The 21,354-nt window shown below is 34.7% G+C and carries 24 protein-coding genes and 1 riboswitch; of the genes, 9 read left to right on the top strand and 15 right to left on the bottom strand.

What is annotated here, in order from left to right:
• Positions 1-105: 105 nt before the first annotated feature.
• Both mnmL and mnmM read left to right on the top strand, forming a co-directional pair.
• A complete protein-coding gene (gene mnmL / locus MUA40_RS05095) occupies positions 106-1,059 on the top strand; it encodes a tRNA modification radical SAM protein MnmL/YtqA (RefSeq protein WP_016425384.1) in 954 nt (317 codons plus the stop codon).
• The gene (gene mnmM, locus MUA40_RS05090; protein ID WP_016425385.1) at positions 1,056-1,616 is read left to right on the top strand and encodes a tRNA 5-(aminomethyl)-2-thiouridylate-methyltransferase MnmM; all 561 of its coding nucleotides are present in this window, start codon (positions 1,056-1,058) and stop codon (positions 1,614-1,616) included. The genes mnmL and mnmM overlap by 4 nt, the downstream gene beginning before the upstream one ends.
• A 48-nt stretch (positions 1,617-1,664) precedes the next feature.
• Here mnmM and MUA40_RS05085 read toward each other — a convergent pair whose 3' ends face one another.
• From MUA40_RS05085 to MUA40_RS05070, 4 genes are all read right to left on the bottom strand, one after another.
• Positions 1,665-2,075, bottom strand: coding sequence for a transcriptional regulator, SarA/Rot family (locus MUA40_RS05085; protein WP_167733026.1), 411 nt, complete (start codon positions 2,073-2,075; stop codon positions 1,665-1,667).
• Positions 2,076-2,453: 378 nt separating this feature from the next.
• Positions 2,454-3,407 (bottom strand): L-lactate dehydrogenase, encoded by a 954-nt coding sequence (locus MUA40_RS05080; RefSeq protein ID WP_167733027.1) that lies wholly within the window; start codon positions 3,405-3,407, stop codon positions 2,454-2,456.
• A 156-nt stretch (positions 3,408-3,563) separates the two neighbouring features.
• Positions 3,564-4,388 (bottom strand): alpha/beta fold hydrolase, encoded by an 825-nt coding sequence (locus tag MUA40_RS05075; protein WP_016425388.1) that lies wholly within the window; start codon positions 4,386-4,388, stop codon positions 3,564-3,566.
• A gap of 202 nt (positions 4,389-4,590) precedes the next feature.
• Positions 4,591-4,923 (bottom strand): hypothetical protein, encoded by a 333-nt coding sequence (locus MUA40_RS05070; RefSeq protein ID WP_016425389.1) that lies wholly within the window; start codon positions 4,921-4,923, stop codon positions 4,591-4,593.
• A gap of 511 nt (positions 4,924-5,434) precedes the next feature.
• Here MUA40_RS05070 and MUA40_RS05065 point away from each other — a divergent pair.
• Positions 5,435-6,418 (top strand): proline dehydrogenase family protein, encoded by a 984-nt coding sequence (locus MUA40_RS05065; RefSeq protein ID WP_126496595.1) that lies wholly within the window; start codon positions 5,435-5,437, stop codon positions 6,416-6,418.
• Between the two features lie 204 nt (positions 6,419-6,622).
• Here the strand turns inward: MUA40_RS05065 and ribH are convergent, their stop codons facing one another.
• From ribH to MUA40_RS05040, 5 genes are all read right to left on the bottom strand, one after another.
• Entirely contained in the window at positions 6,623-7,081 is a 459-nt protein-coding gene (gene ribH / locus MUA40_RS05060) for a 6,7-dimethyl-8-ribityllumazine synthase (protein WP_016425392.1), read from the bottom strand.
• A gap of 17 nt (positions 7,082-7,098) precedes the next feature.
• Positions 7,099-8,280, bottom strand: coding sequence for a bifunctional 3,4-dihydroxy-2-butanone-4-phosphate synthase/GTP cyclohydrolase II (locus MUA40_RS05055; RefSeq protein WP_016425393.1), 1,182 nt, complete (start codon positions 8,278-8,280; stop codon positions 7,099-7,101).
• 14 nt (positions 8,281-8,294) lie between these two features.
• A complete protein-coding gene (locus MUA40_RS05050) occupies positions 8,295-8,924 on the bottom strand; it encodes a riboflavin synthase (protein ID WP_016425394.1) in 630 nt (209 codons plus the stop codon).
• Positions 8,925-8,928: 4 nt separating this feature from the next.
• On the bottom strand, positions 8,929-9,975 hold the full coding sequence (gene ribD / locus MUA40_RS05045) for a bifunctional diaminohydroxyphosphoribosylaminopyrimidine deaminase/5-amino-6-(5-phosphoribosylamino)uracil reductase RibD (protein ID WP_167733028.1): 1,047 nt from the start codon (positions 9,973-9,975) through the stop codon (positions 8,929-8,931).
• A 140-nt stretch (positions 9,976-10,115) separates the two neighbouring features.
• Positions 10,116-10,248: riboswitch (FMN riboswitch) on the bottom strand.
• A gap of 270 nt (positions 10,249-10,518) precedes the next feature.
• Entirely contained in the window at positions 10,519-12,078 is a 1,560-nt protein-coding gene (locus MUA40_RS05040) for an FAD/NAD(P)-binding protein (RefSeq protein ID WP_126496597.1), read from the bottom strand.
• Between the two features lie 225 nt (positions 12,079-12,303).
• On the opposite strand from MUA40_RS05040, the gene MUA40_RS05035 reads away from it, so the two are divergent.
• A complete protein-coding gene (locus tag MUA40_RS05035; RefSeq protein ID WP_037559299.1) occupies positions 12,304-13,191 on the top strand; it encodes an osmoprotectant ABC transporter substrate-binding protein in 888 nt (295 codons plus the stop codon).
• Positions 13,192-13,512: 321 nt separating this feature from the next.
• Here MUA40_RS05035 and sagB read toward each other — a convergent pair whose 3' ends face one another.
• Together sagB and MUA40_RS05025 are read right to left on the bottom strand one after the other, a co-directional pair.
• Positions 13,513-14,376, bottom strand: a complete 864-nt coding sequence (gene sagB / locus MUA40_RS05030; RefSeq protein ID WP_016425398.1) for a peptidoglycan release complex glucosaminidase SagB — start codon at positions 14,374-14,376, stop codon at positions 13,513-13,515.
• Positions 14,377-14,532: 156 nt separating this feature from the next.
• Positions 14,533-14,754, bottom strand: a complete 222-nt coding sequence (locus MUA40_RS05025; RefSeq protein WP_016425399.1) for a hypothetical protein — start codon at positions 14,752-14,754, stop codon at positions 14,533-14,535.
• 204 nt (positions 14,755-14,958) lie between these two features.
• Between MUA40_RS05025 and MUA40_RS05020 the strand changes: the two genes are divergently transcribed.
• Positions 14,959-15,447, top strand: coding sequence for a sigma-70 family RNA polymerase sigma factor (locus tag MUA40_RS05020; protein WP_016425400.1), 489 nt, complete (start codon positions 14,959-14,961; stop codon positions 15,445-15,447).
• A 2-nt stretch (positions 15,448-15,449) separates the two neighbouring features.
• Entirely contained in the window at positions 15,450-15,878 is a 429-nt protein-coding gene (locus MUA40_RS05015) for a hypothetical protein (RefSeq protein ID WP_016425401.1), read from the top strand.
• Positions 15,879-15,880: 2 nt separating this feature from the next.
• On the opposite strand, the gene MUA40_RS05010 is transcribed toward MUA40_RS05015, so the two are convergent.
• Together MUA40_RS05010 and MUA40_RS05005 are read right to left on the bottom strand one after the other, a co-directional pair.
• Positions 15,881-16,330: a hypothetical protein gene (locus MUA40_RS05010; protein ID WP_016425402.1), complete on the bottom strand. Its 450-nt coding sequence runs from the start codon at positions 16,328-16,330 to the stop codon at positions 15,881-15,883.
• 248 nt (positions 16,331-16,578) lie between these two features.
• The gene (locus MUA40_RS05005) at positions 16,579-17,289 is read right to left on the bottom strand and encodes a transaldolase (protein ID WP_016425403.1); all 711 of its coding nucleotides are present in this window, start codon (positions 17,287-17,289) and stop codon (positions 16,579-16,581) included.
• A 155-nt stretch (positions 17,290-17,444) separates the two neighbouring features.
• On the opposite strand from MUA40_RS05005, the gene MUA40_RS05000 reads away from it, so the two are divergent.
• Genes MUA40_RS05000 through MUA40_RS04990 form a run of 3 tightly spaced genes read left to right on the top strand, consistent with a single transcriptional unit; the run spans position 17,445 to position 18,502 of the window.
• Complete coding sequence (locus MUA40_RS05000; RefSeq protein ID WP_016425404.1) at positions 17,445-17,747, top strand: hypothetical protein; 303 nt, start codon at positions 17,445-17,447, stop codon at positions 17,745-17,747.
• Positions 17,748-17,783: 36 nt separating this feature from the next.
• Complete coding sequence (gene crcB, locus MUA40_RS04995; RefSeq protein ID WP_262569972.1) at positions 17,784-18,149, top strand: fluoride efflux transporter CrcB; 366 nt, start codon at positions 17,784-17,786, stop codon at positions 18,147-18,149.
• Positions 18,146-18,502 carry a fluoride efflux transporter FluC gene (locus MUA40_RS04990; RefSeq protein WP_016425406.1) on the top strand — a complete coding sequence of 119 codons (357 nt, stop codon included), beginning with the start codon at positions 18,146-18,148 and terminating at the stop codon, positions 18,500-18,502. The genes crcB and MUA40_RS04990 overlap by 4 nt, the downstream gene beginning before the upstream one ends.
• Before the next feature lie 73 nt (positions 18,503-18,575).
• Here the strand turns inward: MUA40_RS04990 and MUA40_RS04985 are convergent, their stop codons facing one another.
• Together MUA40_RS04985 and MUA40_RS04980 are read right to left on the bottom strand one after the other, a co-directional pair.
• Positions 18,576-19,412, bottom strand: coding sequence for an aldo/keto reductase (locus MUA40_RS04985; RefSeq protein ID WP_126496599.1), 837 nt, complete (start codon positions 19,410-19,412; stop codon positions 18,576-18,578).
• A gap of 1,010 nt (positions 19,413-20,422) precedes the next feature.
• Positions 20,423-21,334: a nuclease-related domain-containing protein gene (locus MUA40_RS04980; RefSeq protein WP_016425408.1), complete on the bottom strand. Its 912-nt coding sequence runs from the start codon at positions 21,332-21,334 to the stop codon at positions 20,423-20,425.
• Positions 21,335-21,354 lie beyond the last annotated feature (20 nt).

Raw genomic sequence — 21,354 nt, 5'->3', positions numbered from 1 at the left:
ACGATTAGTCTAAAATATGTTAAAATCTTGAAATACAGTTAATAAGAATTTTAACACAGTATCAAAAAATCCGTTTTAATTATGAATTTTGAAAGGACGATAATCATGGGGGTTTATTTTCCATACGCATTTAATCAAAAACGCTATCACACATTAAACTATCTTCTAAAAAATAAATTTAATCAAAAAATATTCAAAGTGGCACTCGATGCCGGCTTCGATTGTCCAAATCGAGATGGAACTGTCGCACATGGCGGTTGTACATTTTGTTCTGCAGCGGGTAGCGGAGACTTTGCGGGTAATCGTGTTGATCCAATAGAAGTACAATTTAATGAAATAAAATCGCGCATGCATGAAAAATGGCATGAAGGCCAATATATTGCCTATTTCCAAGCATTCACTAATACACACGCACCTGTAGAAGTGCTCCGCGAAAAATTTGAAAGTGCTTTAAAACAACCTGGCGTCGTTGGTTTATCCATTGGAACACGTCCAGATTGTTTACCAGATGATGTTGTTGAATATTTAGCCGAATTGAATCAACGTACATATTTATGGGTCGAATTGGGTCTCCAAACGGTCCACCAGTCTACATCTGACTTAATCAATCGCGCACATGATATGGATTGTTACTATGAAGGTGTCGCTAAACTTAGAAAACATAATATCAATGTCTGCTCTCATATTATTAATGGGCTACCTGGTGAAGACTATGACATGATGATGGAAACTGCTAAAACTGTGGCACAAATGGATGTTCAAGGGATTAAGATTCACCTTCTCCATCTATTAAAAGGAACGCCAATGGTAAAACAGTATGAAAAAGGGTTACTTAATTTTATGTCTAAAACAGAATATATTCACTTAGTGTGTGACCAACTTGAACAACTGCCACCTGAAATGGTCGTTCATCGAATCACAGGTGATGGTCCGATTGATTTAATGATTGGACCAATGTGGAGTGTGAACAAATGGGAAGTATTGAATGATATTGATGCTGAACTTGAAAGACGTGGTACAGTACAAGGTCAATACTATGAAGCACAGGTACAACTATGATCGTTGAACGTATCCTCCCATTCGCAAAATCACTCATCCAAAGTCATATTACACCCGAAAGCGTTGTAATTGATGCAACTTGTGGAAATGGTTATGACACGCTTTTTCTAGCACAGGCCGTCCCTTCCGGTCATGTGTATGGCTGTGACATTCAAGCAACGGCAATTGAAAATACCGCGAAGAAAGTTGCCGATTTTAAAAATGTGTCACTTTACCAAACGGGTCATGAAAAAATTACCCAATATATTTCAGAGAAACATCACAATCGCATACATGCTGCACTTTTTAATTTAGGTTATTTACCTAAAGGAGATAAATCTATTGTCACACGGCCTTCAACGACAATTCAAGCGATAGAGCACATTTTTGAACTTTTGCAACCTCAAGGTATCATCGTGTTAGCGGTATATCCTGGGCACGATGAAGGTTATGAAGAAAGTCAAGCGCTATTGCAATATTTAACAGCATTTGATCAGCAAAAAGCACATATCTTGAAATACGAATTCATCAATCAACAAAATCGTCCCCCTTTTATTATAGGCATTGAAAAAAGATAAAACAAAAACGGGATTTGAGACGTTCTATGGCCTCAAATCCCGTTTTTATTATATATCGCAACCGTGTATAATGGAATTCAGTAAATCTTTTAAGTTTTGTTCTCGGTTTTCAATTTCACTACACGCAAAGTTAATCAATTCTTGTTTATCTTGTTCTTTTTCTTCATTAAAATGAATAATGACTGTTCTTTCATCATCAGATGGTCTTTCTTTTACTAGCCATTTCAACTCTACAAGATTGTTGAAAGTTCTTGTCCGTTTGTACGTTTTGACTTTGACATAATGATCCATGTCTTTTAATGTCATTGACCCCTTATCCCAAAGTGTAAGTAAAATCAAAAATTCTTCTTTTGATAAATGATACTTCTCCTCAATCGCTTCAAAAATATATTCAACCTCTTTTTGAAGATTATCTAATAACACAATATCGCTTACTTGATAGTTTTTCTTTTTAGCCATGATTAAGCCCCCATTCAATTAGACTGCCTATCATGAATCTTTACCCAAATTATTATAATTTAATCATAATGTATAAAAGTTTGATTTATTGGTAATAAATTAATTTTAAATCTTAAAATACCACTGACAATTCTAGGTTTGTAGTTATTTTTCTATGATTTCTATCAAACCGAAAATATCATAGATGATTATAAATGTAAATTAAATATGTCATAATCCAACACGCTTTCAATTGTGCATAAATAGATTCACGGTGACCATAGTCATGACGGATATATAAAATAAGAAAGCACCTCAAAAAACGTCTAAATGACTTTTGAAGTACTTTCTTTGGAAATTGAGAACTTATGTCCGCGTTTGTCTAAATTTTTATCTTAATTAATCAAAAAGATGATCGATAGATTGTTGCATATTTTTTAAGATATTCACTGATTTTTCAAATTTTTCTTTTTCTTCTTCATTTAAAGGTGTTTCAACGATGCGTGTTGCGCCTTCACCATTAATTACTGTTGGCACACCTGTGTATACACCACTATGGCCATACTCACCTTCTAAGTAACTTGATACTGTTAAAACTGTATTTTGATTTTTCAAAATCGCTTTAGAAATGTGCATTAATCCCATAGCTACACCATAATACGTTGCACCTTTTGCTTTGATAATATCGTATGCAGCATCACGTGTTTGTACGTAAATATCTTCAATTAGATGTGATTTTGAAGGATCATTTTTCAATTCATCATAAATTGAAACACCTGCAATTGTTGCACTTGACCATACTGGAACTTCAGAATCACCGTGTTCACCAATAATATTCGCATGAACACTGCTTGGTGCAACGTCAAATGCTTCACTAATTAAATGTTTAAAGCGTGCAGTATCTAAAATTGTGCCTGAACCGATGACTTTATGCTTAGGTAAACCAGAATATCTAAGCGTTACATAAGATAAAATATCAACAGGATTAGCAGCAATAAGGAAGATACCATCGAAACCACTGTCCATAATGGAAGTGATAATATCTTTATAAATTTTAGCATTTTTCTCTACGAGGTCTAATCGTGTTTCACCGACTTTTTGTGGAGCACCTGCGCAAATCACAATAAGATCAGCGTCACCACAATCGCTATATTCACCTGCTTTAACTTTTACAGGTGATTCAGCATATGGCGCGCCGTGATTTAAATCAAGTACATCACCAAGTACTTTGTCTTTATTAATGTCGATAATGACTAATTCATCAGCGACGCCTTGACTTACCATTGTAAATGCATAACTCGCGCCAACTGCGCCATTACCAACTAATACGACTTTATTACTGTTTTTTCCCATTGAAAAACACGCTCCTACTTTGCAAATTTATATTTATCACAATAATTGTGATTCTTTTCACATATAATCTACCATGTTTATCACAATATTTCAATAAAAATTTATTGTAATGCAAAGAGAAATTATTTTCCAATATTTGTCAATAGTTTAAAATAATTACTTAATACTATTTTCATCATCGATTAAATATCCTGCTGCGAAAACTTTATTATTTAAAAAGCTGAGGATATAACGCATAACGGCTTCACGTTCAGGTTCATTATGAATTTCATGCGCTAACCCTTCCCACGCTTTAAAATAAAGCTCATCGTAATTAAGATTATTCACAAATTGATAAGTTACTTTCGTATCTGAAATCACATCTTCTGTACCATACATGACGCACATAGGAATACACATGAATTGATTCATATGATCCGCAGTTTCTTTCATTGTTCTAATCACTTCTTTGTACCAATGGTAACTTACTTTCTTCAACATCATTGCATCATTTAATGTTTCTTCTTGAACTTCAGGATTTCGAGTCAAATCAGTGACTTGAAATCCGAGATCAAATTTGGCACTTTTAGAGACATCTCCAATGTTCGCTGTTAAGAAATTTTTACGTGTCTTATTACTATTATGAAAAGCCATCAATGGCGAAATTAAAATCAATCCTTCAATATCAAGTTGCACTTTTTCTAATAAATTGACACAAATGAGCCCACCTAATCCGACCCCAATAATAAATGTAGGAAGATGATACGCTTCTGCAATTTCAATCCACTCAAGTACCCGTTCTTGATAGATTTCAAAGCTTTCGATTTGGCCCTTATTCATACGTGACGTTTGGCCTTGTCCAGGTAAATCGCCCATAATCACATGATAACCATTACGTTTTAAATGTGTGATGACATAGGCGTATCTTCCTGTATGTTCTAACATATTATGAACAATAACGATGACGCCTTTAGCTTTATTATCTGTTTCCCATTTCCACATACAACATTACCCTTCCTTTACGTTCTTCCTTTTATTATAGCGTGATTTTATTCATGTTTGCGAATAAAAAGGAAATCATAAAAACAGGATAGAAATCTACTTGAGACGTAAATTTTCTATCCTGTTGATATGCGTCACTGACAACTATTAAAAAAGCGCGTGTGATCTTTAAATATTTACTATGATGCTGCGCTTTCCATTTTTAAGATAATTTAAAAGTTTTACGTATGAACGGTAAACGTAATAATAAAATTGCTAAAAGCAATTCATAAAAAGTAGGGAAAAACTTTGCGACTAACATTAAGAAAAATTGACCAATCAGTGAGCCATTTCCCTGAGAAGCATTAAAATTCGCTATAATACCAGCATCAATGAGATTCAACCCTATAATTACAACAGCTACAAGCCACAATCGGTGTGTCAGCACCCCCACAATTAAACCAATTAGAACTAAAATAATAAGTTCAAAAACAAAGTATTGTACAAACGTATCTAACTGCGTCCCAAATATATAAAATGCCATATCTCTAAACATGTTATAATCTCCCTTAAAAAGATTTCACTCTTATTTTAACATGCACATAACGATTGAAATTTAAAGATATCGTAAAGTTTCAATCGCGAACTTTACATTGCGTTAATATTTAGCACTGTTTACTTTTTAAAGCGCATCTTTACAACATTTTCACACCTACTTGATAATCATATGATACGTTTTAGTTGAAAATAAATTTAAATTGAAGGTGTCGTTAATGAAAATCATCGTTAAATGTGTGATTAGTTTATTGTTTTTGCTTATGATGCCCCTCTTTTTAGCACTAGCACAAGAACCGATTGATACTAATTTACAGAAACCACCACTCACCGTTTCACACAATTTATCATCTTAGTCACAAGTAACAAATAAAAAATTTAAATATTCATAATTCTAAAAGAAAAATAGATGCTAAAATTGTAATTATGTACTATGAAAACGTTTTCTTCCATTATCTGTTCATGATACACTATTATTATGACAATGAACAAAGGATATGGGAGGAATTGAAATGAGCTTAATCAAAAACTTTTTTATTACACTATCAAACAATGCTTATTTAAACTCATTAGCAAAAACTGTAGGACCTTCATTAGGTGCAAATAGAGTTGTTGCTGGTAACACGATAGAAGAGGTTGTCGCTACAATTAAGAAATTAAACGACAAAAATATTGCAGCAACCGTCGATAATCTAGGTGAGTTTGTCAATAATGAGCGTGATGCAATTGCAGCCAAAGAAAATATATTAAAAGTTATGGATGCGATTCACGAAAATCAACTCAACGCGCATATGTCGGTTAAGCTCAGCCAATTAGGTAGCGAATTTAATCGTGCCTTATGTTTTGAAAACATTGAAGAAATTGTTTCGAAAGCAAATCGCTATGATCATATGCACATTAACATCGATACAGAAAAGTACGATAGCCTTTTCGATATTACACAAACTTTAGATCGATTAAAACCCAATTATTCAAATATTGGAACAGTGATTCAAGCTTACTTATTTAAAGCAGATGTACTCATCGATAAATATCCAGAACTCCGCTTACGTTTAGTTAAAGGCGCTTATAAAGAATCACCACATATCGCCTATCAAACGAAGGAAGAAATTGATCAAAATTATATTCGACTTATCGAAAAAAGATTATTAAATTCTAAAAGCTTTACTTCAATTGCCACACATGATCACAAAATCATTAACCATGTTAAAAAATTTGTTGAGGACAATCATATTGATAAATCTCAATTCGAATTTCAAATGTTGTATGGATTTAGAAGTGATCTAGCAGAGTCGATTGCAAAGGAAGGATATAATTTTACGATTTATGTCCCTTATGGTGATGATTGGTTTGGTTACTTCATGCGACGATTAGCGGAAAGACCTCAAAACTTAACATTAGCCTTCAAAGAATTTGTAAAACCAAAAGTCCTTCTCTCTATAGGTGCAATTGGACTTGCAGTCGGTACATTATTTAAGCTGTTAAAAAATAAATAAAATAGTTTGACACTCATGTCAACTTTAGAAAGCCACAACATGCCAAAATAGTAGCTGTTGTGGCTTCTGCTTATTAATGTCACATTAACAAAATGGAGTGGCTGTCTCTATTGACATCATGTCTTAGCGCCACTCCACATCATCGTTTTCAATTATAAAATTTTGGTAATCGCTACGTAATTGAAATATGAGCGCTTTATTTCATTAAAACTGTTTTAATAAGTTAGCCATTTCTATTGCACCAACGGCGACTTCTGCCCCTTTATTGCCTGCTTTTGTACCTGCACGTTCAATAGCTTGTTCAATATTTTCAGTTGTTAAAACACCAAATATTACAGGAATGCCTGTATCGTCTCCCGCTTTAGCAATGCCTTTAGCAGCTTCGTTACAAACATAATCATAATGGGATGTTGCACCACGAATCACACAGCCAAGTGTAATCACTGCATCATATTTTTGAGTTTGTGCCATTTTCTTTGACACAATTGGAAGTTCGAATGCTCCCGGTACATAAGCAATATCAATATCGTCAGCTTCGACTTGGTGGCGTTTTAACGCATCAAGTGCCCCTTCGACTAAACGACCTGTGATAAAATCATTAAAACGACTTACAACAATCCCTATTTTTAAACCTTTACCTATAAGTTGACCTTCAAATTTCATTTTTCTTCCTCCTATATTTAAATCATATGTCCCATTTGTGTTTTTTTGACGTGCATATAATCATGATTGTGTTCATTTTCTTCAGCTATGAGCGGAATTCGCTCATCAATTTGAATTCCATAACGTTTTAAACCATGAAATTTTTCTGGATTATTACTCAATAAATGCACGCGCTCTACATTAAAGTGTCTTAACATTTGTGCTGCGATATCGTACTCTCTTAAATCTGGTTCAAAACCTAACGCTTCATTAGCGGAAACTGTATCATAGCCTTGCTCAATCAACTCATAAGCTTTTAATTTATTCATTAAGCCAATGCCTCTACCTTCTTGGGGTAAGTATAAAATCATGCCACCATGTTGTTCAATATAGGCCATTGCCGCTTCAAGTTGATCTCCACAATCACAGCGTGCACTATGAAAAATATCTCCTGTAGCGCAAGCAGAATGAATACGTACATTCATCGTTGGGTGAATCTCACCCTTCACAATAGCTAAATGTTCAGTACCATCTATATTCGAAGTGAATCCATACATATCAAAAGTACCAAATCGCGTAGGTAACTTAACTTTCGCTTGTTCCGTTATGATTTTACGATTCACTTTAATGTGTCCAACAAGATCCTCAATAGAAATCATTTTCAATTGATGCATCTCTTTGAACTGTTCAAGTTGCACGCCTTTAGCCATTGTTCCATCTTCATTCATAATTTCACAAATTAATCCTGCAGGTGTAGCACCCGTTAACCGTGCTAAATCAATAGTGGCTTCTGTATGACCACGACGTTCTAAAACACCATGCGTTTTTGCAATCAACGGAAATAAATGGCCCGGTTGGTTAAAGGTATGTTGGTCCATTTGTTCATCAATTAAAGCACGTGCAGTCTGCATCCTTTCAAAAGCGCTAATTCCAGTTGTCGATTGGATATGATCAATACTTTGTGTAAAAGCCGTACCATGTGGATCGTTATTGTGTTTAACCATTCCATCCAATCCTGCTTTTTCAGCGATTTCTTTTGTAATAGGTGCACATATGAGTCCTCTTCCATATTTAGTCATAAAATTAATGGTGTCATCGTGCATCCACTCCGTTATAGCAACAAGATCTCCTTCATTTTCACGATCTTCATCGTCTACAACAATAATCATTTCTCCTTTTTTTAAAGCATTGAGCGCTTCATCAATTGTATCTAATTTCATTACTTACGCCTCCATTAAAATCCTGCTTTCAGCAAATCTTCCATAGATAGGTCTGATTTTTGTGTTGCAATCGTTTGGACATATTTAAATAACATGTCTGTCTCTAAATGAACAGGATCTCCTTGTTTCTTCGTAGATAAAGTTGTCGCTTTTCTTGTTTCTGGAATTAAATGAATGTCAAAAGCATGAGGGTGCTTTTTAAAAATTGTTAAACTGATACCGTCAACAGCAATAGACCCTTGAGAAACCATTTGATTCATTAAAATAGTGGGTGCTTCAATCGTATAAATCCATTCATTTTGTGATGATTGAATTTGTTTGATACGACCTTTCCCATCTACATGGCCTTGCACAAAGTGACCTCCTAAACGGCCAGTGGCTAATAACGCGCGCTCTAGATTGACTTTATCGCCTGCCTTAAGTTCTGCAAGATATGTTTTATTTTCAGTACCTAAAATAACTTCCACTGAAAAACTGTTTGCGTTAAAAGTGGTTACCGTTAAGCACGTGCCATTGACACTTATAGAATCACCAATATGCATATCTGTTAATATATGTTGACATTGTATAGTCAGTTCAGTTGTGGGGTTTCGCTTTTGAATTTTTTCAATTGTACCTATTTCTTCAACGATACCTGTGAACATGGATTCACTTCCTCTTCATTCGTAATTTCATGTCGGTATCTATTATTTCACTGTGTACAATTTCAAATTGTGGTAGTTGGTCTAAAGGCATTACATCGTCTGTTTGATAAAATTGATATTTACCTTGACCACCTATGATTTTCGGGGCTAAATATAGGATGAAGTTAGTCACATCATGTGACGCTAAAAATTGTGATGTCACGTTCGGTCCGGCTTCAACAAGTATCCGACCGAAACCTTTTTGAAATAAATCTTTTAATATAAAATCAACATTTAATTGATTCGCTTTAATAATATGAATATGGTCTTTTGTCGATGTTAAACTATGGTTCTCGGTATAAATATAAATCGGTGTCGTTTCATCTTTAAAGAGTTGCGCATTCCAGTTCACGTCACCAGAACGCGAAAGAATGACTTTTGCCGGATGATGTCCGTCTTCAATACGCGTTGTCAAACTTGGATTATCTTTGCGAAGTGTCCCATTACCAGTGATAATGGCATCATGATTATGCCTCAAATTAAAAACATCTTGCTTTACAGCTTTTGATGTAATCCACTGACTCTCTTCAACATCTGTAGCTTGTTTGCCATCTATACTTGCACTGACTTTGACAGTTACAATAGGTCGTCCCTCTGATTTACTTTTGAAAAAGTCAGCATATAAATCCAAGGCTCGTTTCATCGGACGGTACTCTACATCAATACCCGCTTCTACCATCATTTGGTGACCCGCTGTATCTAAAGTGATATCTTTAGCTGCGTATACCACCTTTTTAATCCCTGTGTCGATGATTCTTTTGGCACAAGGCGGTGTACTTCCATAATGAGAACAAGGCTCTAATGATACATAAATCGATGCATCTTTTACATTTGCTTCACCAGCCATATCAATGGCTTGAATTTCAGCATGTTTGTCGCCTTTTCTTAAATGTGCGCCTAATCCAATGATTCTACCGTGTTTAACTACAACAGCGCCTACAGGAGGATTCGTTCCTGTTTGGCCGTTGACCATTTGTGCGAGTTGTATTGCTTGTTCTAAATAATTTTCCAATCTTTCACCTCAATAAAAAAACCACTCGTTTAAAATCGAGTAGTGGGAATTAGGAATCGCTATCTCTTAAAAGATAGACGTATTCATTTATCATTTGGTACGACAAATAAGCTTCACAATACTTTGTGAAAATGTCCTACCTATTCTTCCTCCCATCCAGACTCTAACTGTCGGCTCTAGATTCTCACTAGATCAGCCATATCGCTTTGCAATATGGGTCGCAGGCTTTAATTTACTGCCGGTTGGGAATTTCACCCAGCCCCGAAAGAATATATGAAATTGTATTGAGTATAAAAGATACGCATGGACTGTCGAAGTCCATGCGTCTATATTACCGTATCTTTTTAAATTTTACAATTGTTTGAATATAAAATCAGGAAATAAACTTATTCTATAAAAAATCATTATTAAATAATAATATAACTTACTAAAAATATGACTTGTCCTCTAACGCATCACAATCATAGTGACGCTTTAAAGAAAGTGAACCGAATCTTTTGAAAGAATAGATAAATCATGTTGTCATTTTCTAAGTTGAATGCCTTATTTTTTCTTTTTCTTCTTCTTGTCTTTTTTCTTTTTCTTCGCCTTTTTCTGCGCTTTCTTTTTCTCTTTTTCGAGCGCTTTTTTAGCTTTATACGTGTCATATAAATTGTCGACTGCCCTCACGGCTTGTTGAACAATCATTGTCACACCATTACGTTCAAAATTGACACCATTGGTAATTTGACCAATTGCTCTTAAGTTTCGCAAAGTTCCATACAATGGACTGATTACTTCATTTGTAGACGGCACGATTTGAATTCCACCCATTGGATGCGGTTGTATAATTTCTCGATTCGCAATATCCAACAACAGTGCATCGTCCTCATCTAACTGACTCAAATGTTTTTTCGGCCCCGTCGCATTGATGACGATACCCACTTTTAATTCATCCTCTTTATTTTTAAAGGCAAGTCGATATTTACCGTAATATTGGCGTACATTTTCGAGTCCAGATAATATTTCTAAATCACCAGCTTTAATTGCGTCAATCAACAATAAAGCTGTTTCTCTCGGCATCGGATTCGTATTTTCTTTTAAATATCTATGATACTTCGTTATAAATTGGGATTGATCTTCACGACTCAAACTGTTCCAAATCCAATCCATATTTTCTTTTAATGCCTCAAATACACTCTGCAAAGCCCCTAAATCTTCAGGATGATTCAAGTCATAATTTAAATCACGGACCGCATCATATTTTCGACGTTTAAGCAATTTTTGAAGTGGAATCTCTCGCACTTCACATTCTTTTTTAAATAATTCCACCGCTTCTTCTAATGGAACCACACCCATATTTTCTGCTTTTAACTGGTCAAAATTTTCAAGAGTGAGATATTTAAATTTAATCGTTTGCATCTCACCCCGAACACTTGGCAACTTACCACCACGACTCGCCATAATAATTGGCTTTTTCTGGTGGTGCGACAATGCATAACGAATGACGTCTAAACTTGCCAAACCCGTACCGATAATAGCAATTGTGTCATCTTTTTTAACTTCTGACAGTGTTTGATTAGCTGGATAAGGCGCTTGAATATAACCCTTTTGACCTTTGAGTTGGTAAGGGTCGTGATATGACATCGTACCAATTGTAAAAAACACATAGTCATAGTCTTTACAAGATTCCACTTCATCATCAGTACATACAACGATTCGCTTAGGAATGATTTCATTGGCTTGCTCTTCAATATACATATGTTTAACTTCTTTTTTAATTACATTTACATTGTCGAATGCATGATCAAATTGTTCTAGATAGCTTTTCATGTAATGACCAAATACATAACGTGGCAAATAGTCCGCATCACCGTAATTAAATGTATCTTGCTCGTTATACCATTCTCTAAATTCTAAAATATTATCGATATTCAATGACAGCATATCAACTGGTACATTGATGAGCAAATCCTCACTATCATTTTGAAAGGGCTTGCCTTGCCCCATATTTTCCTCGTTATCATAAATATCTAATTGAATTTTCTTAAAATGCTTGTATTTAACTAATTGTCTGAGCACACTCACACCTGCTGTGCCCATTCCTATAATGGCTACTCTCATCTTGCATCATCCTTATTTTAAGTATCTCATTCAAATTCATTATACCCTTAATGAAAAGAAATAATGAAAAAACGTTATTTTTATATGCGAATGTGATAAAGAACACTAAAAAAATTACTATGGTATAATAATCTCACAAGATATTTTTACCCTTTTTGTTTAATTGAAGATATGATATTAATATTCGGAGGCTTTGTCATCGTGTATAAAAAATTGGCTTTATTTATGTTAAGTTTGATTATTTTGTCTGGTTGTTCACTTCCCGGTTTAGGTGGGACTTCAAAAGATAGTGTAAAAATCACAGCACTATCGACGAGTGAGTCACAAATTATGGCACACATGGTTCGACTTAAAATCGAGCATGATACAAAAGGAAAAATCAAACCCGCAATCATTAATAATTTGGGCTCTAGTACGATTCAACATAATGCTTTAATCAATGGAGATGGAAATATTTCTTCGACACGTTATACGGGTACGGATCTTGTCGGTGCATTAGAAATGGACCCAGTCAAAAATCCTAAAAAAGCAATGGCGATTACTCAAAAAGAATTTGAAAAACGTTTCCACCAAACTTGGTTTGACTCTTATGGATTTGAAAATACTTTTGCGTTTATGGTCACTAAAGAAACAGCACGTAAGTATCATCTAAAAAATGTATCAGATTTAAAAAAACATAGCGATGAACTGCGTTTAGGAACAGATAGTACCTGGATCAAACGCGCCGGTGATGGGTATCCTGCTTTTACAAAAGCATATGGTTTTGATTTTGATACAATCCGACCGATGCAAATTGGTTTAGTGTACGACGCTTTAAAAAATAAAAAATTGGATGTGGCATTAGGTTATACTACTGATGGTCGTGTTTCAGCCTATGACCTTGTTGTTTTGAAAGATGATAAACACTTCTTCCCACCTTATGACGCGAGTGTCGTTGCAACAGATCAAATTTTAAAAACACATCCTGAACTCAAACAGTCTTTAAAAGATTTATCAGGTAAAATCAATACAAAACAAATGCAAAAATTGAATTATGAAGCAGATGGAGAAGGAAAAGAGCCTGCTGTTGTCGCAAAAGATTTCTTAAAAGCCCATCATTATTTTGAACATTAATTACGACAATATTTAATAGCTGAACTGAAAATGAAATTGAACAAGCTTATAATAGAGTGAGGTGATTGATTTTGATTAAAAAAATTGGTAAAGTGCTCATTTTAACAATTGCTTTATTTTTCCTCTTAGGACGTCGTAACAAAGCGGAATAATAAAGCATCGACTGTATCAACGCATATATAAAGCAACTTTGAATCACACATACACTTTCTTCCTAGAGTTATAACATAAATAAAGCGGAACAGAAACCTACACTCGAGTGTTTGGATTCTGTTCCGCTTTATTTTATTGATTATCATATATTCTTAAATTCTCTATAGACTAGTAATTTTTACCATCTTGATGTTTTTTGTCATCTTTATAAACATACCAGTTAAAATATTTACCTTCTGTTTTCATATCTTTGTAAAAATCTGCCATAATGACGGCGTTACTTTTCGCCCAATTAATATCTGTTGCATATTGATGTTCACCAGGATTTTTAGGATTCCATCTCATACTGTACAACGTATTCTGATTTGGGTTTGATAAGTAATGATCATGGATAAATTCTGCGCCACCATAAATCGCTTTTTCTGGTGTATCCCAGCCTTTTTTCTTCGCATATTTAGCACCTGTTTTAATAGGGTCTTCATCAAGTGCCCCAACACCATAAAAATTATAATATTTTTTACCGTCAATATCGACACCGTTCGACAACTCTGACATAACTGAGCCAGTTTCTAATAAAGCGTGTGAAATTAAGTAAACTTCATTCACTTGTTTTTCTTTAGCAGCATTTAAAAAATCATCCGTATGTGCCAATAATGTTGGATGATTTCTCAACATTCTTTTAATTCTGTTTTTATCAATACCTTGATATTTCGACAAATTTAAAAATTGATACTTCTGTCTCTTGTCATCCATAAACACCGAACTATCCATCGCATCGCGAATTTCTGAATCAGATGCGTCACGCCAATTCGTATGATTTTTATTTGAAACTTGTTGACTAGTATAGTTATCAATTTGTTTCTTTGCTGCCTTATCAAGTGTCACATCTAGTTTCTCAACTTGCTCTACTTGATTAACATGCTTAAAAAAGATTTGATCTTTAATCATGCTAAAAAAGAAAAAACCTGCAATAACAAAAATAATAAAAGACGCTATTACAGCAATTATCGAGCCATTTTTGTGCTTTCTCATAAACACACCTCTTCAGAATGTTTCATTTTAATTCATATATTTATTTTATCCGCTTGAAATCAAATTTTACCACCTTCAATGCATCTATACAACGAGATACCCCCGTTGTTACACATTCATAAAAAAATAGTAATGAATATGTAAAGTTCTTCATTACTATTCATCGCGATGATAATCCATCATAATGAAACTTGCAGCTTGAGAGCGGTTTTTATAATAATAACGTGCGAGATCAATCGTACCTTCGACTTCGCCATCTCGATACATCATTTGTTTTGTCATGTTGTTAATCATTACAAATTCTGAACGATCTCGGATAACATCTAAATCATCATTGCGCGCGAAAAAATGCTCTAAATTTAAATGATCGTAGTCCATAATTTCCTCCTCGAATGTTAACTAATAAATTAAATGTCATTAAAATGCATTCAACGACAAATATACAAAGAATTTAAACCTATTTGTCATTGCTAAAACTTGTATTAAACATAAAATAGCACAAATCGTGGAATGCCTCAATCTTTTAGCTGTGTTACAAAGGAAATGACCGGTCAGTTCATTTATTATTGAGGAGTCATGTCCATGCAATTTAATACACTTTATGTCCAATACTATAAGTTAATCCATTTTTTACTGCACAAGTATCATATTGATTATAATTATGATGAGTACTTTCAACTTTTATTAATCAAATTATGGTCTCTATCTTTAAAATATAATCCTTCTTTCAATCAAAGCTTCAAAAAATATATCACCTATCACTTACAATTCTATCTTATTGATTTATTACGTCAATCATCTCAAAAGCCCACACCGTTGCCGCTAGAAATGAAGCAAATAGAATTACAAACGACAGCTCTAAATACGACGCATTTGTTGTTAAGCGATTTAACAAAAACCTTGAAGCCTCCGGAACAGCAATGGTTGCGATACTATTTACAAGGCTATCGACAAAAAGAAATTCAACAGTTGATGCAACGTTCTCCGACTACAATAAGGAAATATAAGACGCATGCTTTGAAACACTTGAAGCAAGTTCTCACATATGAAGATATTAAGAAAGGATTTTAACAATGACGATACAATATGCGCACGAAACTATGCTTTACCTCAAAACTTCTGAAAATATAGAGTATCCACTTTTGATTAAATATGTATCTCATACGCACCATAGCCAGCATTCTCTTCATCGCTTCTTAAACGATTTGGCATTAGCGTCACAAAAAGACCTCCGCACTCAGAAAAATTTCTCTATGCAACTTTTAAATACGTATCATTTATCACCCTTCTATTTGAATCCAAGACTCATCCTATGCCCCATGCAACCTCAACGTGCACCTGTACAGATATTCATCAATATGGTTCAAGTCATCGCAGCCTCTTCTTATTTTGAACAAACGAAAGTCCATTTTGAACACAATATCACCCTCGTCGTCCCTATACCACTCATACAATTTATAAAAAAATGGAAAGATGCAATGATGCTTTCCAAATTATTATAGCTTTATTTTGCTTTATTAAATTTATAATCGATGAGTCGCTTTGTAAAATAGCCATTCGCTACTTTCATCAAATAGACAATGAGCACTAAAGAAATCAACGCACTTAACATAATCGTGATCACTAATCCTACTGATAAATTCATATTCGGTTGGATAAAATAATGGGCTGAACTTAAACATAAGAGTAATGCCCCTATAAACAGTCCTAGTAACAGCACATTGACAACAAACAAACCTATCAAAGTCATTGTTAAATAACTGGACGTTTTTAATTCATTCGAAAAAATATGATTCCTTAAATAATAGGAAACAAATCGCTGTGGTGTACGATATTGATTCTGTATATCATCCATGTCATGCGATTTTAAATATGTGCGCAGTGCTTTTTTCTCACGTTGATTAAGATACCATAAGTCTTTTTCAATTTGATGTTGAAATGCTTGATTCTGCATGTGCAACATAGGCCCCCTTTCATCTTTGTAGCATTTTCCTTGTTCACTTTATCATAACACAAACGCCTACCTTAATAAGCAACTCACTCATTAGAAATTAAAAAGTGACTGCATCTAAAGCATACACTCATGCTTCAGAAACAGTCACTTTTTTTAACGTTTAAGCTTGTTATAAACTTTTCGTAGCTTGACTCCCATAAAGGAAAAAGCCATTGAACTCATTTCAAATCTATCTCACAAGTTAAAAATTATAAGATACTTAATCCAGAAGATTTAATATCTTTCTCAAATCCTTTAACTGTATCTACAGATAATTCATTGATGTCACGTCCAATGTTAGACACTTTTTTCACAACGTCTGATGGACAAGTAATGATATCTGCACCAATTTCATCAGCTTGAATGACATTGAATAACTCGCGACAGCTTGCCCATAATAATTGCACGCCTTTTTTACTATGTGTCACTTCAACTGATTCTTTCATTAATGGCATAGGGTCAACACCTGTATCTGCAATACGTCCTGCAAAAACAGACACATATGTTTCTACACCTTCAGTGACAGCTTCAGTGATAGCTTTAACTTGTTCAATTGTATAGACAGCAGTGACATTTAATTTAACGCCTTTAGCTGATAATTTTTCAATTAATGGAATCATTGATTCGCCTTTTGTATTGACAACTGGAATTTTAACAAAAATGTTTTCACCAAATTGTTGGATGATTTCTGCTTCTTTTTCCATTGTTTCCATGTCATCGCCAAAAACTTCGAATGAAATCGATGCATCAGGAATTGCCTCTACTGCTTCTTTAGCAAATTCCACATAGTCTTTAACGCCAGCTTTTGCCATTAAACTTGGGTTTGTAGTAAAACCGTCTACCTCTTTATTTTGATAAGCTTTTTTCATTTGTTCAATATCTGCACCATCTGCAAATACGCGTACTTTCAATTCTGCCATTTTAAATAGCCTCCTTATTGCTGTTAATCCTATTTATAGTTATACCATTTTTAAGTCCTATTCTGCTATTTTAACGCTTTGCATTTGAACAACATTCGTTCAATTCACAAATAAAATATGATATGATTACTATCGATAAATAAAGGAGGCGCACTATGTCCAAATCAAAAAAATACTTTTACTTATCGGTATTGTTAATGCTTATTAGTTTTTATTTTAATACACAAAATCCTATGCTCGAAAAGCATTTTACTTCAATTGTAAAATTGATTTTTGTATGTAGTATTGTAAACTTCGTCATTTTAGTTGCATCCATCGTTTTTGCAGACAAATCAATCAAACATTTGCCAGAGCAACGCAGTTGGATACATAAAGCGTCACGAATACAACCGTGGATTCTTTTAGTGGTCATTTGTATTCATATTGTAAGTTCCCTATTTACCTTTGGTATTATTTAAATGACGCATGAAGCCATTTAAGGTTCAGGTGATTGCATGAAATATATTTATATCTTTATAGGTGGTGCGATAGGTGCATTGTTGAGATGGCAAATCAGTTTCATCCCTGTTGACTCACAGTTTCCAATCGGCACCTTTCTTGCTAATTTAATCGGGGCAATGGGTATGGGATATTTTACCCGTCTCTCTACAAAGTGGTTTACCCAACATCCTCAAGTCAAACAGGGCATAACAACTGGCTTTTTAGGGGCATTAACCACTTTTTCAACCTTCCAATTTGACCTCGTTCATTTAGCTGAATATGGTCATTTACTGATACTACTAAGTTATGCGCTCGTCAGTTATTGTTGTGGCATTTTATGCTGTTTTCTAGGTTATCGATTAGGAGGTTTTCACAAATGAATGTCCTACTATTATGTATAGGTGGCGGTATTGGGGCTGTCCTTCGAGCAATGGTAACAGCTCGCTTATCTAGCTTTGATTTTTTCAAAATACCGATAACTACCTTATTCGTTAATTTGTTAGGTTCTTTTCTAATCGGCTACCTTTTTCAAATTTATACTGCCTCACACGCAGCGCAATTATTTTTTGCTGTCGGTATACTGGGCGGTTTTACAACATTTTCAACATTATCATTAGAGTTATTACAAATGCTTCAACAGTCGAAAAAACGACTTCTATTTGTCACATATAGCGTCCTGCAATATGGTGCATGTTTTATCGCTTGTTGGTTAGGTGTCCAATTTCATTTGTAAAATAATTCATACATACTAAAACATAAACCCGAGATCTCGCTAACGTTGCGAAATCTCGGGTTTTTGATAGTTTTTATTGACCGTTAAATTGTAGAGGATCTGGTCCAATACGACGATCTTCATTGAGCGCATCTAAGCGACCCATCTGTTCTTGAGATAATTCAAAATCAAAAACATTTAAGTTTTCTTCAATACGACTTGGTGTGATTGATTTAGGTATTGTTACAACACCATGTTGTACATTCCAACGAATAATGACCTGTGCTGCTGAACGGTTTACTTCATCTGCAACACTTTTTACCGTCGCATCGTCTAGAATTTGTGCATTCATTAAAGGTGACCAAGATTCCATAAGAATATTTTGTGCATCAAGATACTCATGTAAAGCTTTTTGTGTCAAATATGGATGGAATTCAACTTGGTTAATCACAGGTTTGATACGAACATTGGCAAGTAAACGATCCAAATGTTCAACATTAAAATTACTTACACCAATATTTTTAACTTTTTGATCTTGGTAAAGATCTTCCATCCCTTTCCACGTATCAATCATTAAATCTTCATCAGTTCCTGGCCAATGTACAAGATATAAATCTAAGTAATCTAAACCTAAACGCGATAATGAAGCTTGATAAGCTTTTTCCACATTGTCACGACCATAATCACTTAACCAAAGCTTAGACGTAATAAACAAATCTTCACGCTTTAAGTCATTTTCTTCTAAAGCTTCACGAATACCTTCGCCCACTTTTTCTTCATTTTTGTAAATCATCGCCGTATCAATACTACGATAACCATGCTTAATCGCATGCTTAACCGCATCCTTCGCAGAATCATCATTTTCTACACGGAAAACACCTAAGCCCACCTGAGGCATACGATTTCCATTATAAAAAGACTTTTCATACATACAACATCGCTCCTTTACTCTATCCACCTTACATGCTATATCATTTTCAGCAGATGTTAAAGCCATTGAACTTGGGAGCGAGACAGAAATCTATTTGATTTCGTTGTCTCGCCCCGGCAAGGATGACTAGAGCTGGACAAGCTACCAAAGCGTAGAACAGCTCAGTCAGCTACTGCGCTTTCTACTTTTTCGTACGCTTATCATGCGAGACAGAAATCTATTTGATTTCGTTGTCTCGCCCCGGCAAGGATGACTAGAGCTGGACAAGCTACCAAAGCGTAGAACAGCTCAGTCAGCTACTGCGCTTTCTACTTTTTTCGTACGCTTATCATGCGAGACAGAAATCTATTTGATTTCGTTGTCTCGCCCCGGCAAGGATGACTAGAGCTGGACAAGCTACCAAAGCGTAGAACAGCTCAGTCAGCTACTGCGCTTTCTACTTTTTTCGTACGCTTATCATGCGAGACAGAAATCTATTTGATTTCGTTGTCTCGCCCCGGCAAGGATGACTAGAGCTGGACAAGCTACTAAAGCGTAGGACAGCTCAGTCAGCTACTGCGCTTTCTACTTTTTTCGTACGCTTATCATGCGAGACAGAAATCTATTTGATTTCGTTGTCTCGCCCCGGCAAGGATGACTAGAGCTGGACAAGCTACTAAAGCGTAGGACAGCTCAGTCAGCTACTGCGCTTTCTACTTTTTCGTACACTTATCATGCGAGACAGAAATCTATTTGATTTCGTTGTCTCGCCCCGGCAAGGATGACTAGATCTGGACAAGCTACCAAAGCGTAGGACAGCTCAGTCAGCTACTGCGCTTTCTACTTTTTCGTACACTGATCATGCGAGACAGAAATCCTATGTTATTTGGTATTTCTAAAAATTTTTGATTCCAATTCAACTAGCCATTTTGATCATTGAATCCTCTAAAAACAGTCAAAAAAAGAGGTCAAGACATCAATCTGTCTTAACCTCTAAATATTAAATGCTTCATCAAATGACAATAGACAACTTAATTAAAAGATTCAATTTCATCCATAATACTTTGAAGCGCATTAACATCATATTGAATACGACCATGGAAAACAAATTTGTTAAAGAACTCATTCAACTGTTCTGGACCTACTAACACTTTTGTTGTTCCTTGTGTTGCAAAGCTTGAAATCGTTACATCGCCTTCACGTTTTGGATTAAAATATAAAATCGTAGTTGGCGTATATTTTAAATCCAATTGACGTTGCAATTGTGTCGCAACTTGCTCAATATGATTGATTTGTTTTGTATAATCTTTGATTGAAAGTGCATTTTGTTCACCATCTTGTTGGTCCAGCACAACCATTTGTGGTGTTGATGGATCTAAATCTAATGTTTTGAAAACTTGCTCTAACATTGGATTTTCTGAAAATTGATTTTGACTTACGCCTTGATATACATGACCTTTTAAAAGTTCAGAATCAATAATATAAAGGCCTGTACGTGTCAAAACGAGATGACTAATACGTGTAATATCCTCTAAATCATTAGTGGGTAAAAAGATATTGGCCATGATATGCATATCTTCTGGTCGAATACGTTTTTCTTTGACTAATCTTTCACGTATTCCAAGTAAACGCATATCTGTCACATATTCACTACTATTTTTTGAAAATAATTTTAATGCATCAATTTCTCTATTTTTTGAAGAAAGCATTGTTTCATATTCTTCTTTATGTTGCGTGTCCGCTTTTTTCTTTTCAATTCGAACTTTTTCAAGCTCTTCTTCATGCTCATGAGTCAGTTGATCTTGCTTCGTTTGATATTGACTTGCGTAACTTTCTTTCGCTTTCTTTTTACTTTTGAGCGCTATCAAAAACAAAATAAAGAATAATGCTGCAATTACAATAGCAGCAATGAGGCCTATTTCGATTGGACCAAATTGTGTCATTTGCAATACCTTCCTTTTAT

The sequence above is a fragment of the Staphylococcus schleiferi genome (assembly GCF_025558325.1).
GTDB lineage: Bacteria > Bacillota > Bacilli > Staphylococcales > Staphylococcaceae > Staphylococcus > Staphylococcus schleiferi.
The sequence above is the reverse complement of the archived record's forward strand: the minus strand, read 5'-3'. Positions and strand labels throughout refer to the sequence as shown.

Bases quoted from the DNA above. Each gene is read 5' to 3' on its own strand.
- MUA40_RS05055 (WP_016425393.1), bottom strand. From the start codon at position 8,280: ATGAAATTAGATACAATTGATGAAGCGCTCAATGCTTTAAAAAAAGGA.
- MUA40_RS05075 (WP_016425388.1), bottom strand. From the start codon at position 4,388: ATGTGGAAATGGGAAACAGATAATAAAGCTAAAGGCGTCATCGTTATT.
- MUA40_RS04980 (WP_016425408.1), bottom strand. From the start codon at position 21,334: ATGACACAATTTGGTCCAATCGAAATAGGCCTCATTGCTGCTATTGTA.
- MUA40_RS05015 (WP_016425401.1), top strand. From the start codon at position 15,450: ATGACGATACAATATGCGCACGAAACTATGCTTTACCTCAAAACTTCT.
- MUA40_RS05025 (WP_016425399.1), bottom strand. From the start codon at position 14,754: ATGGACTACGATCATTTAAATTTAGAGCATTTTTTCGCGCGCAATGAT.
- MUA40_RS05035 (WP_037559299.1), top strand. From the start codon at position 12,304: ATGTTAAGTTTGATTATTTTGTCTGGTTGTTCACTTCCCGGTTTAGGT.
- mnmM (WP_016425385.1), top strand. From the start codon at position 1,056: ATGATCGTTGAACGTATCCTCCCATTCGCAAAATCACTCATCCAAAGT.
- MUA40_RS05000 (WP_016425404.1), top strand. From the start codon at position 17,445: ATGTCCAAATCAAAAAAATACTTTTACTTATCGGTATTGTTAATGCTT.
- MUA40_RS05010 (WP_016425402.1), bottom strand. From the start codon at position 16,330: ATGCAGAATCAAGCATTTCAACATCAAATTGAAAAAGACTTATGGTAT.
- MUA40_RS05050 (WP_016425394.1), bottom strand. From the start codon at position 8,924: ATGTTCACAGGTATCGTTGAAGAAATAGGTACAATTGAAAAAATTCAA.
- MUA40_RS05005 (WP_016425403.1), bottom strand. From the start codon at position 17,289: ATGGCAGAATTGAAAGTACGCGTATTTGCAGATGGTGCAGATATTGAA.
- sagB (WP_016425398.1), bottom strand. From the start codon at position 14,376: ATGAGAAAGCACAAAAATGGCTCGATAATTGCTGTAATAGCGTCTTTT.
- MUA40_RS05020 (WP_016425400.1), top strand. From the start codon at position 14,959: ATGCAATTTAATACACTTTATGTCCAATACTATAAGTTAATCCATTTT.
- MUA40_RS05070 (WP_016425389.1), bottom strand. From the start codon at position 4,923: ATGTTTAGAGATATGGCATTTTATATATTTGGGACGCAGTTAGATACG.
- mnmL (WP_016425384.1), top strand. From the start codon at position 106: ATGGGGGTTTATTTTCCATACGCATTTAATCAAAAACGCTATCACACA.
- MUA40_RS05065 (WP_126496595.1), top strand. From the start codon at position 5,435: ATGAGCTTAATCAAAAACTTTTTTATTACACTATCAAACAATGCTTAT.
- MUA40_RS05080 (WP_167733027.1), bottom strand. From the start codon at position 3,407: ATGGGAAAAAACAGTAATAAAGTCGTATTAGTTGGTAATGGCGCAGTT.
- ribH (WP_016425392.1), bottom strand. From the start codon at position 7,081: ATGAAATTTGAAGGTCAACTTATAGGTAAAGGTTTAAAAATAGGGATT.
- crcB (WP_262569972.1), top strand. From the start codon at position 17,784: ATGAAATATATTTATATCTTTATAGGTGGTGCGATAGGTGCATTGTTG.
- MUA40_RS04985 (WP_126496599.1), bottom strand. From the start codon at position 19,412: ATGTATGAAAAGTCTTTTTATAATGGAAATCGTATGCCTCAGGTGGGC.
- MUA40_RS05040 (WP_126496597.1), bottom strand. From the start codon at position 12,078: ATGAGAGTAGCCATTATAGGAATGGGCACAGCAGGTGTGAGTGTGCTC.
- MUA40_RS05085 (WP_167733026.1), bottom strand. From the start codon at position 2,075: ATGGCTAAAAAGAAAAACTATCAAGTAAGCGATATTGTGTTATTAGAT.
- MUA40_RS04990 (WP_016425406.1), top strand. From the start codon at position 18,146: ATGAATGTCCTACTATTATGTATAGGTGGCGGTATTGGGGCTGTCCTT.